Consider the following 11,736-nt stretch of genomic DNA (forward strand, 5'->3'; position numbering starts at 1 on the left):
AAGGCCACGTTGTTCTCGGTCTTCGACTTCCCATGGTTGAGGTCCTTGGCGAAGGCGTCGATGGTGGTGATCTGGTTGCCGTCCTGGTCGGTCACTTCGCCTTCGACGAGGTAACTGGCGCGGTCCTTGCCGTTGTTGGTGACCTGGAGCTTGACTTTCAGCTCCTGGCCGCCGAATCCGTCGTCGCCGATGCCGCAAGCGGTGATCTTGACGTCTTCCTCGCCGGCGCGCTTGTTTTCGGCCTCGCTGGACTTCTGCTCGCGCTTGAGGTCCTTGTCGACCTCGTCTGCAACTTCTCCTACGAAGACGGCACAGCCGCCGAGGACAAGGAGACCGAGGAGGGTTGGGATGCCGCATCCCAGGGCGAACTTCAACCCGGTGGACATCTTCTTCGGCGGCTGTGGCGGAACCCACCCCGGCTGCTGCTGCGGGTACTGCTGGCTCATGTGGCCCCTCTTAGTGGGATTTTGGGTGAGAGCGGCCAATGTAGTGAGTGTGTGAGGTGCGTGAAGGCGTCGAAGCGTTTCTGTGACACGAGTGAGGCATAGGCCGGACACGGGTGCGGTGGGAGACGGCGAAGGCCCGCGCTGTGGCGGGCCTTCTGTGTGCGCGTGTGCGCCCTGAGCTTCAGTGTCCGGGCACGCCGGACTTGGCCCCAGGATGGATCACGTCGATCTGGAATGCAACTACGTTCGGTGGCCGACGGGACACTGTGACGTAATGCGACAGCCCCGCTGCTCGTGAGGAGCGGCGGGGCTGAGAGCGCCATGACAGGGACGCTGATGCGTTGGTCGCGCAGTGGCCAGTGTGGCAGGCCGTGCGGCTCGATCTGAAGGCGACTCGCGCGTGGAGGCTACGGCCGCCACTCCTCGCGGTAGCCGGGCCGGTCCGCGTACACGGCAGCGAGAGCGGCGAGGATGGGCGAGTCGTCGGATTGCGGATCCCAGCCGCCCATCATGCGGCGGCGCTCGGCCGAGTAGCGCTCGTGCTGGTCGATGATCCGTCGCTTGGCGTCGATCTCCCGCAGCACCCGAGCCGGATCCCACTCCGCGATATGCACCGCCTGCCCCTCAGACGGCCAGCCCTCGTAACACACGACCCGCTCCTGCTCCGAGTCGCGGATCGCCGCGGGATCCCCCAGGTACTCCGGCGGCCTGGACCAGGCGAGGCCGCCCGCCCTACGTGCGATCCGTTCGTCCTGGTCGAGCTGGGCGCGTAGCCACTGCACCAAGTCGTCCATGGGCTCATCCCCCTGTGCTGCGGCGGTATCCGCGACGGCCCGTCATGGCCGTCATGACGGTCTGCCCGGTCCAACGGTTCACGCCGTTCCTGGTGTCGTCGGGCTCGGGCCAGCGGTTGCGGGTGAGGTCGGCGCGGATGGTGCCGGCCGTGATGCCGATGCCCGCGTCCTCCAGCTGCTGCGCGGTGTAGAGCCGGGTGGGTTCCAGCTCGACGGCCTGGCGCTCGATGTGCTGCCGTACGAAGGCGGCGATGTGCTGGGCGTCGTACTCCTTGTACCGGCCGCGCTTCCCGGCGGAGGCCGGCCAGGCCGGATGCTGCGCCCAGGTCTTGGTCACGGTGTGGATGCTCACTCCGTACCGTTCGGCGATCTCGGGGGCGATGAGACCGGGTCGGTCTACCATGGTGAGGAACTCTCCTTTGCGGAGTTTTCAACTGGTGGGGTCGACGCTCTCTCACCCCCGGGCTTGTCCTGGGGTTGGCGTCGGCCCCTTTTGCTGTGCGTGAGAGGCGGGGTGGGTTGAGCGTTCCGGGAGGAGAGGGGGTCCCGCCCCGGGCTGGCTGCCCGGGGCGGTGAGGTGAGCTGTTACGACTGGCTGTCGTCCGGCTCTTCCTCGTCGTTCTCGATCACTTCGGCCCAGGTGACGAGCCGGTTGAGTGCGAACTCGACGACGTCGAGTCGCCAGGGGGCGGGCCCTGCGATCTTCACGAGGGTGATGATCTCGTAGGCCGCGAACCAGTCGAGCAGCATGTGCTCGAAGGCCCTGCGGTGGAACTCCGAGATCGGTTCATCCTCGATGACCGCTCGCACTCGGTTGAGGGCGAGGAGGACGTCCGTGGGGTCTCCGCCGTCGTCGGCCACCTGGACGATGTCCGGGATGATGACGGGGATGGGGAGGTCCTCCAGGAGGGACGCGATGTACGCGAACGCTCCGATGACGGCCTCGGCGAGTGCGAGGTACCGCTCCCTGCTGTCGTGATCTGCCACGACTTCTCCTCTCTGGAATTTTCAACTGGCTGTCAGTGGCGGGGCTCTCACCCCCCGCCCTGACATGTCTAACTTTACAGCATTGGTTTCTAGAATTGCAACACCCTGGTTCGGGGAAAGGGGGACGGCCCCAAGACCACCCCCCAACCCCGACCCGATCAGGCCCGCTCGAACCGCACCAACCCCCCGTCGTCGTCCAGCACCGCCACCAGCCGCTTGCCCGGCAGCTGCCCGCGCGACAGGCCCGTCTCCTCCACCAGCCGCGCCACCGGCACCCGCTCCGGCTCCGAGTGCCCCCGGCGCTCCGTCGTGATCTCCGCCTCGTCCCCGACTACCAGCAGCACCCGGGCCTGCATCCGCTTGCTCATCCGCTCTTCTCCTTCATGGCGCCCGGTACGGGCTTCTCCGCGGTCTTGAACCAGCCGCCGCGCGACGCCTGGTAGGTCGTCTCGTGCCCCTTCAGCCGGGGGTCGTCCGGCGGCGGGGGTGTCTTCCAGCCGAGTGCCATGATGGCGCTCCTGTCTCGTCTCGGGATGGGGCCGGGGGCGGCCGGTAGCTGGCAGGCGCGGGCCGCTCCCGGGGATCTAGTGGTGCCGCCGCGAGGAACGGCGGCGGTGGCGGTACATGACGGTCCCGCCGTTTCCGATGGCCTCTACATGCAACCCCTCTTCGGGGGTGCCATCCTCGGCGTTGTCGCTGTTGCTGTTGTCGCCTGACCTGCAACAACAACCGTCTCCGTGAGTCTCGGCGGCAGGAGAGGGGGCGGCCGGGATGTGCTCCCGGCGTACGGACGGCCCGTTCCCCTCTCGCGTGCGGCCCGCCTTCCACGGGATGCCCGCTTCGTCGAGGAGGGCCTTGACCGCCTTCGTGTCGGGGAGCTTCAGGTCGTCGCGGAGGGTCGTGAGGAGAACGCCCTTGTCGTCGCCGATGAGGCGGCGGAGCGCCTCGCCGACGTCCGGGGCCGGCGCTTCCTCCTCGCCCTCGCTGTTGCGGTGACGGCCGAGCCGCGCGCGTGCCTTCTGCCAGCCGATGGTGCAGAGGATCCCGACCACGAAGTAGGCGATGTACGGGGCCGCGGTCACGACGGCCTTGAGGACCAGGACGCCGAGCCCGGCGAGGATCACGACGGCACATCCGCCCGCGATCCGGCTCGACCCTTCGGCCTCTCCCCCAGTTCCCTCGTCGGCCTTGTCGACGGTGGTCTCGTCGCTCATCAGAACGCCCCGTAGACCTGGGCGCCGAGCCAGTTCGCGGACTGCGCCAGAGGCACAGCGGCGAACCCTGCGACACCTGCGGACATGGCCAGGCAGACGCCGCACCACATGCCCAGCTTCAGGTCGCGGGCGTGGGCGGACTTCTTCAGGAGGGCGATCATGACGACGGTGAGGATGAGGACGATGCCGCCCCCTGGCTGGGTGAGGGGCAGGTAGCTGCTGCCGTTGGCGTGGGTGCCGGCCTGGCCGCCGACGCCCCAGACCAACGCCACGTCCCCCAGCCAGTTGGAGATCCAGAGGGCGGTGTCCGCGATCCAGCCGACGAGGCCGCCGACGCCGAGGAGGGCGAGCGCTCCGTAGCACCAGGCGAGGAGGAACGGCAGGAGGTGGGCGAGGTGGCGGAGGGGGTCGTTGCGGAGGGCCTTGAAGCCGGGAAACCACAGGACCAGGTAGTACAGGAGGACGCAGATACCGACGGTGACACCGCCGATGGTCACGAGTTGCACGGGGTTCCTCAGCGGAGGATGGCCACGCCGAGCGCGGCGAAGGTCAGGATGAGCGCGACGGTCCCGTACAGCGGGGGGATGTCGCGGGGGACCACGAGGGCCAGACCGGCGAGCGCGAACAGCGCACACACAGCACAGAACACACCGAAGAAGACGGTGGGCATGGGCGTGGGTCGGCTACGCGGTGAGCGGGACGGGGGCTGGCGGGAGCTGCGCGAGGTGCGGCTCGTGCTGCTCGACCTCGGCGCGCAGGGTGCCGCGGATGAACCCGTCGGAGGCGTCGCCGAGCCCGGCGTCGCTGATCGCGATGCGCATGGCCTTCGTGCCCGGGCGCGTGCCCGCGTTGTACAGGGCGCGGATCACGGAGCACCGGGCGTCGCTGTACTTGATCGGCGTGGGGCCGGGCATCGGGCCGGGCCCGACCGGCGGGATGACGGGGGGCGCGGGCGGCATGACGGGCGCCGGGACGTGCTCCTCTTCGTCGCCCGTCTCCTCCGGCACGGGGGGCGCGGCGGGCGCGGTGGCCGCGGGCTTCGCGAGCAGCCGGTACAGCTGGTTCATCAGCGCCCCGAAGGCGAGCAGCGAGGCGACCGGGGGCACTGCGGCCACGACGTAGTCCAGCGGCTCGGCGCCTTCGCCGACTCCGGCGATGTTCAGGGCGATGGATCCGCCGGCGCCGAAGACGACCAGGCTGATGGCCCACCAGTCGATGCGGCGGGCGAGGGCGGCGCGGAGGATGAGGACCTCGCCTGCGGCGTAGAACAGGTCGAGGGTAGCTGGCCAGGCCCAGGCTCGGATGGGGTCGTCAGCGAAGCCGTGACGGGCGCCGACGTCGTGGAGGTGCTCGTAGGAGAGCCAGAGGGAGACGCCCGTCAGGAGGAAGATGAGGGCGGCGGCGGTGATGGCGAGCGCGGTGATTGCGCGCGGCTGGGTGTTGCTGGGGTGGGCAGGCGCACTAGGGTGCAGCTCAGCCATAGGAGGTCACTCTCCTGTGGTCAGAGCCTCGGCCGGAGCTGGTATCTCCGCGTCGGGGCTCGCACTGTTTGTGGAGGGTGACGCCCTGCGGGGGGCATCTGCCGTTCCAGACGGTACCGCGCGGTGCGCGGGTGGTGCTACAGGGTCAACGACGTAGCGCGCTGACGGGCGTCACAGACCTCGACAGACGGCAGCCGCATAGCCTCCCGTGGGGAGGAAACCGGGAGGCGCGGCGGGCCCTGCCAATCGCAGCGACGGCAGGGCCCGACAAGGGGAGCCATCACCCGGGGGATTGGTTCCGGATCCCGCACCCACACCATGCACCACAAACCGGCCATCGGGTAGGTAGCGGCCGGAACTTATTGGTCCTCGGCGGTCGAAGGTGTCTCCGTCCAGGTGCGTCCGCAGTGCGGTTCGGTGCAGCGGACGATGGGTGATTCGCCGTCCCCGCCCTCGACGACGAGCTGGCCGCCGCACGGGTGCGGGCATGGGTGCGGGACCGGCTCGACGCGACGGGCGTCACCGAGGGCGCGGCGGACGAGTTCGCTGGCCATGCGGGCGACCTCGACGATGGCGCCGCGCTCGCCGTCGTCGAGCCGACGGCAGGGTCCGGCGCGGTCGGCGAGGCGGTCGGCGAGCCAGGCCGCGGCCGCCGTGGCGCTGCGCTGCCCCGTGAAGCGCCACCGGGCCGGGTCCGCGGCGTCCTTCGCGGCGAGCAGCACCGCCGCCCGGTGCGCCTCGTCGCCCCAGCCCTTCCCCGTCGGTGCCTTGACGGGCTCGCGCTGGATGCGGGAGGCGAGCCAGTCCGCGGCCGTGACGAGGCCCGTCTCGACGGTCGTCATGACGTCCAGGACGTCGACGTCGACGGGGGCCGGGCGGGCGCCGGGGGCGTCTGGGTTGGTGTCGGCGCGCTCCTCGGCGAGCTCCTGGCGCTCCTCTTCGGACATGAGCCGGGTGATGCCCATGGCCGGGGGCCAGCTGGTGGTGGGGCGGGTGCCGGCGCGTTCCTCCAGGGTTTCCCAGCGGTCGACGATGGTGTTGAGGTGGCCGAGCGGGCACTCGGGGTGGGGGTGGACTTCCTGGCCGGCCTCTTCGTAGCAGAGGTGGCAGGCGAGGAGGCGGGGCGGCCGGTACGCGCAGGCGTCTGCGCAGGTGGCGCATTGGGCCTTGCGGGTGTCGTGGTCGTCGCGGTCGTGGTTGCAGGCGCCGCAGACGGTGGGCGGGGTGGGGGTGGTGGTCACGGTGGTCTCCCTGGTGGGCGGGGGTACAGTGATCAACACCTGGGGGCGTGCCTGGTCTTGGCGGAGTGGGCACGCCCCTCGTCCATGCTCAGCGGGGGCTCGGCGGTCCGTACGGCGACTGCCAGGCCGGCCGGTCCGGCTGTCGGACGGGCTTGCCGTCCTGGTCGATCAAGCGGCCAGCGCGGAGACTGCTCCCGACTGCCTCAAGGCGACGCGCGACCTCGATGACGATCGGTCGCGCGGCCGCGGCGTACGCCCCGGCGAGCGTCGCGTACGCCTCGCGGATGACCTGGCCGTTCTCGATGTAGATCTGGATCGGGGTCTGTTGCGGCTCGAGCTTCATGTCGATCTCGACAGAGGCGACGCCAGGCACCTGGTGCCACTCTCCGTCATCACCGAGGACCTCCAGGCGCCCCGTCATGACGGGTCCTTCGTGCCGAGGATGGCTTTGCGGAGTTCGACGAGCCGCTGGTCCCACCAGCGCGCGAGGGGCGCGCCGAGGGGCGGCGGGCCAGCCTTCACCCACCGCTCGTAGAGATCCACGACCCGCTGCACCTCGGCCTCCGCGTCGCGCGCGCGGCCAGCAGCGATGCGGGTGACGGCCGGGACGACGGCGAGGACGGCCTCCAGCAGCTCGTTGCGCACGGCCTCGTGCTCGTCGGTGCGGTTGTGCTCGGGCCAGTCCCCGAGGATGCGGTCGATGGGCGCGGCGAGCTGTTCGCGGAGGCTGGCCGGGGCCGGTAGCGGGTCCGGCGCTACGCAAGGCGTGACGGTACCGAAGTCGGGCGGCAGGTTGGGGGTGAGGCAGTCGATGGGCGGGTCCGGCTGGTACGCGTCAGCACGGTCCGCCTCCGCGTCGAGGTCTGCGGCCACGGCGGCCGAGAGCTCGTCGAGCCGCCCGGCCTGCCTGATGACGTCCTCAAGATCGGCGTGGCTGTACGGGTCGTCGTCCTGCATGGCGCCGATGTCGCAGAGGGCGCGGCGGATGCCGTCGAGCTTGTGCTCGGCCGCGCGGCGGGCCTTGTGGGCGAGGCGGTTCCGGCGCCGGAGCGCGGCGAGTTCGGTCTCGGCGGCGCCGAGCGACTTGATGACGTCGTCGAGCTGGTGGCGAAGCTCGGTGTCGGGGCTGGGCTGATCGGTCACGTCTGGTCCTTGAGGGCGGTGCGGATGGCGTCGCGCAGCTGGCATCCGGAGCAGGCGAGGTTGGCGGCGAGGTTGTCGTGCCAGGCGACGGAGCCATGGAGGGCGGACAGGTGCGCCTCGGTCTGCTTCAGCAGCTCGACGAGGCCAGCGGGACGGACCGAGGCCAGGACTGCGTCCGCCAGGGCGGGCACCCACTCCTGCGTCTCGGGGGTTTCCTCGAGCGCGTACGAGACGTCGTCCATGCCGTAGTCGTCGAACGGGAAGCCGAGGATGACGGCGGCGACCTGGTCGCGTGCAGGGGAGGGAGTGGGCCCGGTCATCGTGCGCTCTCCTTCACGGCGTCGGCGAGAGCGACGATCGCGGAGGCGATGGCAAGGCCCGACCAGGCGATGAGGGCGCCGGTTGCGGTCGGCCCGTCAAGGTCCCTCGGTCGGCCGTCGGGGCGCGTGGAGATGCTGCTGAGGGACTCGCCTGTGGTGTTGATCAGCCAGAGGGCGTGGTCGCGGGGGAGGCGGGCGGTGGGCTGCTGCTGGCTCATCGGTGCGCCCCCTGCCGCTGGACGTTGTCGAGGTCGGTGATGATCGCCTGGCAGACCGCGGCGATCTGCACGACCTCGGCGCGGAACTTCGTCAGGTCGCCCTCGGCGCCGGCCTCGTACGCCTCCTCCAGGAGGATCGTCATCCAGCACCGCTGGGCCGGGTCGTCGTTCGCCGCGCGCAGGCCCTGCGCCATGTCCTCGAACAGGGCGGCGGAGTGCAGGCCGCGGAGGATCGGGTGGTGTTGGTCGCCGAACTGGGCCAGTTGGCGCTGTCGTTCGGCGTCCACGGCCTCGGCGAAGTCGCGCATGCCGGGGGTCGTGAACAGGGCGGGATAGCTCATGTGTCGCTCCGAGGGTGGTTGGTGCGGCGCCGCACGGCCCGGAGGAGCCGCGCGGCGAGGGGTGGGGCGCCCTCGTTGTGGTGGCCGCAGATGATCGCGGCGACCACGACGACGAGGACGAAGAACCCGACGACGAGCGTCATGACGGGTCGTCGCTGGGCAACTGGTAGCCGGCCTCTTGGAGCTGGTGGACGAGGTCGCTGGCGTCGAGGCCGTGGCCGTCGTTGACGTCGACGAACCAGGACTCGACGATCTCCATCGCACCAGTGAGCGTCGGCTCCTCGTGGGCCGTGTCGGGGTCGTGGAGCCGGGCCTCGGCAGCGAGCCACTCAGGCCAGGCGGCCAGATCGCCGTGGAAGTGCCGGCCGACGGCCTCCGCGTGGACGCGCGCGCCGTCCTGCATCCACCAGCCCTTGACATAGGCGTGGACGCGACCGAGCTGGCTGTCCGGCGTCGCGCTGTAGGTGAAGGTGATCTCGGTGGGGGCGATGGTGCGGGTCTCGTTGTACTCGTCCGGCACCTCGGGGGCGCCGCGGACTGCGTACCGGACGGCGCGGGAGAACGGGAAACGGGCGATGCCGCCGTCCTTCGGCTTCTCGACCAGTGCCTCGGTTCGTCCGACCAGGCGCAGCAGTTCGTCTGAGGCCCGGGTTACTCCCTCCGCCGCGCGCTGCCCGGCATCCTCGTAGACGGCGGCGAAGAGGGTGGTCCGCAGGTGTTCTGCGGCGATTCGGAGTGTGGCTTCGCGGAGCTCGGCGCGCTCCTGGGACTTCGCGGCGCGGATGGCCTTCTCCAGCGGGGCGATGGCGGCGCGGGCCTTCGCGGTCGCGGCGGCCTCGTCGAGGTTGGCCGCGGTGAGGAAGTCGTCGAGGGCCTTGGGCCGGTCGTCCATGGACATCGTGGTGCTCCTGGGGTGGTGGGGGCCGGCCGCCCGTGCTGCTCGCGGGCGGCCGGGCTCGGTCAGACGTGCCGGAACGTGATCTCGGCCAGTTCGGTGCGGGCGTCGGCGATGGTCGTGCGGCCGTTGGCGAGGTCGGCGATGAGGCCGACGGCGTGGTACTCGCCTTCGTCGGTGGCGTCGCGGAGGCGTCCGGCGATCTCGGAGATCAGGGCCAGGACGTCGCCGTCGGAATCGCCGGTCTCGAACTCCTCGTCCTCGTCGCCGGTCTGGAGGTCCGGGACGCTGGTGTCGAGGGTGGTCTGGCCGGGGCTGACGGGCGGTGACGGGGCGTCGCCAGGCTCGTGCAGCGCCTGGTGCTCGCTGTCCTCGGCGGGGCAGATGGCTCGGCCGTCGGCGAGGATCGTCCAGTCGTAGCCGCGGAGGGTTGCGTGGGCTGTGGTGAGGTCCTCGAAGTGGATGGTGCTCGACTCGTCCTCGTCGAACTCGTACTCACAGGCGGCGCACTTCACGGTGACGCAGACCTCGCGGCTGAACCCGTCGGGGAGCGGCTGTGACGGGCCGTCGAGGGCGTCAGCGACGGCCTTGCGCACGTCGTCGGGGCAGACGTGATCGTGGTCGTCGGCTCCGTGAGGTGCGGCAAGCCAGCCCGCGGTGAGCAGCGCGCGCACGCGGTCGGCGGAGGCCCGTACGTCCTCGACGTCCTCGACGACGCCTCGGATGGGTCCGCGGACTTCGCCAACGGCCGCCTTGTGCATGGCCGCGATGGTCTGGCACGCGCGCTCGTAGCTGCCGCGCATCTCGCCCAGTTCGCGGCGTGCGTCTTCCAGCTCGACGGCGGTCTTGGTGTACAGGCCGATGGCATGCCGGGCGCGGCCTTCCCACGACATCGGGAACTTCTCCTGGACCATCGCGGCGTGGTACACGTCGCGGGCCCATCGGGCGTCGCCGAGCGCGGTGTGCGCGGCATCCTCGGTGGGCGGCTCGACGCCGACCGCTCGGGACAGCACGTGTGCACGCCAGGGGAGGGGGCCGGCGGCCTGGGCACCGATGCGCGCGGCGGCGAGCTGGACGATGTCGTACGGCCGGTAGTGCCACTGGGCACTGCCGGGGCCGAGAAGTTTGCGGAGGTGGCGGTCGTCGAAGCCAGGGTTCGAGCCGACGATCACGGCGCCGGAGAGCACGTTGGTGACGGCCTTCACTGCGTCGGCCCGGGTCATGCAGGTGACCGCGTTTGCCTCGATGTAGGCGGCCGGGCAGTCGCAGCTGATGCCGATGATGTTGCGTTGGTCGTACCGTCCGATGCGGAGGGCTTCGGGGTCGGCGTGGGTAAGGTCGACGGCGAACTGCCAGACGTACTCGGTGTCGGTGTGCTCGCCGGTCTCCTCGAACTCGCGGAGGATGACGGCGACCTCCCACACCTCGCCGATCTCGGCGTCGAGGTGGGTGGTCTCGCAGTCCACGAAGGCGATGGGCAGGCTCATGTGCTGCTGCTCCTGGTGGTGGAGTGGGATGGTGGACAGGGCCGCCCCCGCGGTGCGAGCGGGGGCAGCCGTGCTGGGGATCAGCTCTCGGATGCGGCCCACGCGTCGACCGCGGCCTGCGCCTGCTCTCGCTGGTCCCAGAGCGAGGACGGCATGGTCGACACCGCGCGCCCGTTGAGCAGGTCCCGGACGGTCGCTACGACCGCGCCCGGGGACGCCCAGCGGGGCAGCGTCGGCAGGAACTCGGGGTCGTGGGCGAGGACTCCGCTGCTCTTGCGCGGTGCCCACTGCCACTGCTCGGCGGGGTGGTCCCACACCAGGGCGATGCCGTCGTCGCGGGCGTCGCTGGTGTCCCAGTCGAGGTACGCGTTGAGCATCGTGGTGCAGCCGGCGTCCGGGCCGCCGTCGTAACGGTTGATCTCGGCGTCAGACGTCCAGTGGTCGTCAGGCTCCAGGCCAGCCTTGGCGAGGGCGTTGACGACGGCGGTGATGTACGGGTCGTGCGGGAGTGCGCGGGGCTCAGGCACTGCGCACCTCCGAAGCCTCCGTCGTGACGACCATCGACGCCCCGTCAGTGCCCAGGCCGTCGAGCGCCAGGAGCCGGACGTGGGTCCGCATCCGCTCGTACTTCTGCACCGTGCCGTGCCCGTCCCACTGCGCCCGGACATCGGTCACGTCGACCACCGTCACGTGCCCGAACAGCTCGGCGTCCCGAGGGTGGATGTGCCAGGACATCTGCCAGCCGCCGGCCACGAGGTACAGCAGCTGCCAGCCGTCCTCGTCGACGTCCGGCGAGGCGGTGATAACGGTGGTTGCCGGGTGCAGCGCGGCGAGCCAGGCGAGGAGCTGCGCCCGCTCCCGGTACGCGCCGTCCCGCTCCCGCTCGACGCGCTTCAGCTCGTCGCGGTACTGGTCGCACAGCTGGGTGGCTTCGGTGCGCTCGGTGTCGTACGAGTCGGCGTGCCGCTTCCAGCGCGTGGCCTCGTCTCGCGCGGCCTGGAGGTCACGGACGAGCAGCGGCAGCGGGTCGGGGGCCGGGGCCTCTCCGTTGATACCGCGCGTGAGGGGCTGGGATCCGGGGCGAACCGGTTCCGGTTCCTGGTTCCTGCGGCGGAAGATTCGTGGCATGGACATGGTTCCTCCGGGTGGCCGGAGGTGGGTCCCTGCGT

Annotated in this window: 21 protein-coding genes; all 21 read right to left on the bottom strand. The window is 70.7% G+C overall.

The genetic code is table 11. The features are described 5' to 3' along the window. On the bottom strand, positions 1–446 hold a 446-nt coding region (locus M8J73_RS17690), incomplete at its 3' end, for a hypothetical protein (protein ID WP_249828786.1). A gap of 407 nt (positions 447–853) precedes the next feature. Further along, on the bottom strand, positions 854–1,240 hold the full coding sequence (locus M8J73_RS17695; protein ID WP_055536558.1) for a DUF6221 family protein: 387 nt from the start codon (positions 1,238–1,240) through the stop codon (positions 854–856). A 4-nt stretch (positions 1,241–1,244) separates the two neighbouring features. Beyond that, the gene (locus tag M8J73_RS17700; protein ID WP_055536557.1) at positions 1,245–1,643 is read right to left on the bottom strand and encodes a hypothetical protein; all 399 of its coding nucleotides are present in this window, start codon (positions 1,641–1,643) and stop codon (positions 1,245–1,247) included. A gap of 182 nt (positions 1,644–1,825) precedes the next feature. After that, the gene (locus tag M8J73_RS17705) at positions 1,826–2,227 is read right to left on the bottom strand and encodes a hypothetical protein (protein WP_055536556.1); all 402 of its coding nucleotides are present in this window, start codon (positions 2,225–2,227) and stop codon (positions 1,826–1,828) included. Positions 2,228–2,385: 158 nt separating this feature from the next. After that, positions 2,386–2,595 carry a hypothetical protein gene (locus tag M8J73_RS17710; RefSeq protein WP_055536555.1) on the bottom strand — a complete coding sequence of 70 codons (210 nt, stop codon included), beginning with the start codon at positions 2,593–2,595 and terminating at the stop codon, positions 2,386–2,388. Then, positions 2,592–2,735: a hypothetical protein gene (locus M8J73_RS17715; protein ID WP_157873005.1), complete on the bottom strand. Its 144-nt coding sequence runs from the start codon at positions 2,733–2,735 to the stop codon at positions 2,592–2,594. Before M8J73_RS17715 ends, M8J73_RS17710 begins: the two co-directional genes overlap by 4 nt. Positions 2,736–2,811: 76 nt before the next feature. After that, positions 2,812–3,441, bottom strand: coding sequence for a hypothetical protein (locus M8J73_RS17720; RefSeq protein WP_055536554.1), 630 nt, complete (start codon positions 3,439–3,441; stop codon positions 2,812–2,814). Next, on the bottom strand, positions 3,441–3,947 hold the full coding sequence (locus tag M8J73_RS17725) for a hypothetical protein (protein ID WP_055536553.1): 507 nt from the start codon (positions 3,945–3,947) through the stop codon (positions 3,441–3,443). Before M8J73_RS17725 ends, M8J73_RS17720 begins: the two co-directional genes overlap by 1 nt. Before the next feature lie 8 nt (positions 3,948–3,955). Next, on the bottom strand, positions 3,956–4,111 hold the full coding sequence (locus tag M8J73_RS17730) for a hypothetical protein (RefSeq protein ID WP_169797801.1): 156 nt from the start codon (positions 4,109–4,111) through the stop codon (positions 3,956–3,958). Between the two features lie 13 nt (positions 4,112–4,124). Then, positions 4,125–4,922 (bottom strand): DUF2637 domain-containing protein, encoded by a 798-nt coding sequence (locus M8J73_RS17735; protein ID WP_055536552.1) that lies wholly within the window; start codon positions 4,920–4,922, stop codon positions 4,125–4,127. 359 nt (positions 4,923–5,281) lie between these two features. Beyond that, positions 5,282–6,163, bottom strand: coding sequence for a hypothetical protein (locus tag M8J73_RS17740; protein ID WP_249828787.1), 882 nt, complete (start codon positions 6,161–6,163; stop codon positions 5,282–5,284). 88 nt (positions 6,164–6,251) lie between these two features. Then, on the bottom strand, positions 6,252–6,584 hold the full coding sequence (locus tag M8J73_RS17745; RefSeq protein WP_055536618.1) for a hypothetical protein: 333 nt from the start codon (positions 6,582–6,584) through the stop codon (positions 6,252–6,254). Further along, positions 6,581–7,306, bottom strand: a complete 726-nt coding sequence (locus tag M8J73_RS17750; RefSeq protein WP_055536617.1) for a hypothetical protein — start codon at positions 7,304–7,306, stop codon at positions 6,581–6,583. The genes M8J73_RS17745 and M8J73_RS17750 overlap by 4 nt, the downstream gene beginning before the upstream one ends. Beyond that, complete coding sequence (locus M8J73_RS17755) at positions 7,303–7,626, bottom strand: hypothetical protein (protein WP_055536616.1); 324 nt, start codon at positions 7,624–7,626, stop codon at positions 7,303–7,305. The genes M8J73_RS17750 and M8J73_RS17755 overlap by 4 nt, the downstream gene beginning before the upstream one ends. Next, positions 7,623–7,844 carry a hypothetical protein gene (locus M8J73_RS17760; RefSeq protein ID WP_055536615.1) on the bottom strand — a complete coding sequence of 74 codons (222 nt, stop codon included), beginning with the start codon at positions 7,842–7,844 and terminating at the stop codon, positions 7,623–7,625. The genes M8J73_RS17755 and M8J73_RS17760 overlap by 4 nt, the downstream gene beginning before the upstream one ends. Beyond that, a complete protein-coding gene (locus M8J73_RS17765) occupies positions 7,841–8,185 on the bottom strand; it encodes a hypothetical protein (RefSeq protein ID WP_055536614.1) in 345 nt (114 codons plus the stop codon). The genes M8J73_RS17760 and M8J73_RS17765 overlap by 4 nt, the downstream gene beginning before the upstream one ends. Then, positions 8,182–8,328, bottom strand: a complete 147-nt coding sequence (locus M8J73_RS17770; protein ID WP_157873011.1) for a hypothetical protein — start codon at positions 8,326–8,328, stop codon at positions 8,182–8,184. The genes M8J73_RS17765 and M8J73_RS17770 overlap by 4 nt, the downstream gene beginning before the upstream one ends. Beyond that, positions 8,325–9,083 carry a hypothetical protein gene (locus M8J73_RS17775; RefSeq protein WP_055536613.1) on the bottom strand — a complete coding sequence of 253 codons (759 nt, stop codon included), beginning with the start codon at positions 9,081–9,083 and terminating at the stop codon, positions 8,325–8,327. The genes M8J73_RS17770 and M8J73_RS17775 overlap by 4 nt, the downstream gene beginning before the upstream one ends. A 62-nt stretch (positions 9,084–9,145) precedes the next feature. Next, positions 9,146–10,567: a 3'-5' exonuclease family protein gene (locus M8J73_RS17780; protein WP_055536612.1), complete on the bottom strand. Its 1,422-nt coding sequence runs from the start codon at positions 10,565–10,567 to the stop codon at positions 9,146–9,148. 80 nt (positions 10,568–10,647) lie between these two features. Next, positions 10,648–11,094 carry a hypothetical protein gene (locus tag M8J73_RS17785; protein WP_055536611.1) on the bottom strand — a complete coding sequence of 149 codons (447 nt, stop codon included), beginning with the start codon at positions 11,092–11,094 and terminating at the stop codon, positions 10,648–10,650. Beyond that, on the bottom strand, positions 11,087–11,695 hold the full coding sequence (locus M8J73_RS17790) for a WDGH domain-containing protein (protein ID WP_055536610.1): 609 nt from the start codon (positions 11,693–11,695) through the stop codon (positions 11,087–11,089). Before M8J73_RS17790 ends, M8J73_RS17785 begins: the two co-directional genes overlap by 8 nt. Positions 11,696–11,736 lie beyond the last annotated feature (41 nt).

Origin of the sequence: Streptomyces neyagawaensis (assembly GCF_023516595.1) — a bacterium.
Classification (GTDB): domain Bacteria; phylum Actinomycetota; class Actinomycetes; order Streptomycetales; family Streptomycetaceae; genus Streptomyces; species Streptomyces neyagawaensis.

Coding starts and splice junctions, on each gene's coding strand:
- M8J73_RS17695 (WP_055536558.1), bottom strand. CDS start 1,240: ATGGACGACTTGGTGCAGTGGCTACGCGCCCAGCTCGACCAGGACGAA.
- M8J73_RS17700 (WP_055536557.1), bottom strand. CDS start 1,643: ATGGTAGACCGACCCGGTCTCATCGCCCCCGAGATCGCCGAACGGTAC.
- M8J73_RS17710 (WP_055536555.1), bottom strand. CDS start 2,595: ATGAGCAAGCGGATGCAGGCCCGGGTGCTGCTGGTAGTCGGGGACGAG.
- M8J73_RS17715 (WP_157873005.1), bottom strand. CDS start 2,735: ATGGCACTCGGCTGGAAGACACCCCCGCCGCCGGACGACCCCCGGCTG.
- M8J73_RS17720 (WP_055536554.1), bottom strand. CDS start 3,441: ATGAGCGACGAGACCACCGTCGACAAGGCCGACGAGGGAACTGGGGGA.
- M8J73_RS17730 (WP_169797801.1), bottom strand. CDS start 4,111: ATGCCCACCGTCTTCTTCGGTGTGTTCTGTGCTGTGTGTGCGCTGTTC.
- M8J73_RS17735 (WP_055536552.1), bottom strand. CDS start 4,922: ATGGCTGAGCTGCACCCTAGTGCGCCTGCCCACCCCAGCAACACCCAG.
- M8J73_RS17745 (WP_055536618.1), bottom strand. CDS start 6,584: ATGACGGGGCGCCTGGAGGTCCTCGGTGATGACGGAGAGTGGCACCAG.
- M8J73_RS17755 (WP_055536616.1), bottom strand. CDS start 7,626: ATGACCGGGCCCACTCCCTCCCCTGCACGCGACCAGGTCGCCGCCGTC.
- M8J73_RS17760 (WP_055536615.1), bottom strand. CDS start 7,844: ATGAGCCAGCAGCAGCCCACCGCCCGCCTCCCCCGCGACCACGCCCTC.
- M8J73_RS17765 (WP_055536614.1), bottom strand. CDS start 8,185: ATGAGCTATCCCGCCCTGTTCACGACCCCCGGCATGCGCGACTTCGCC.
- M8J73_RS17770 (WP_157873011.1), bottom strand. CDS start 8,328: ATGACGCTCGTCGTCGGGTTCTTCGTCCTCGTCGTCGTGGTCGCCGCG.
- M8J73_RS17775 (WP_055536613.1), bottom strand. CDS start 9,083: ATGTCCATGGACGACCGGCCCAAGGCCCTCGACGACTTCCTCACCGCG.
- M8J73_RS17780 (WP_055536612.1), bottom strand. CDS start 10,567: ATGAGCCTGCCCATCGCCTTCGTGGACTGCGAGACCACCCACCTCGAC.
- M8J73_RS17790 (WP_055536610.1), bottom strand. CDS start 11,695: ATGCCACGAATCTTCCGCCGCAGGAACCAGGAACCGGAACCGGTTCGC.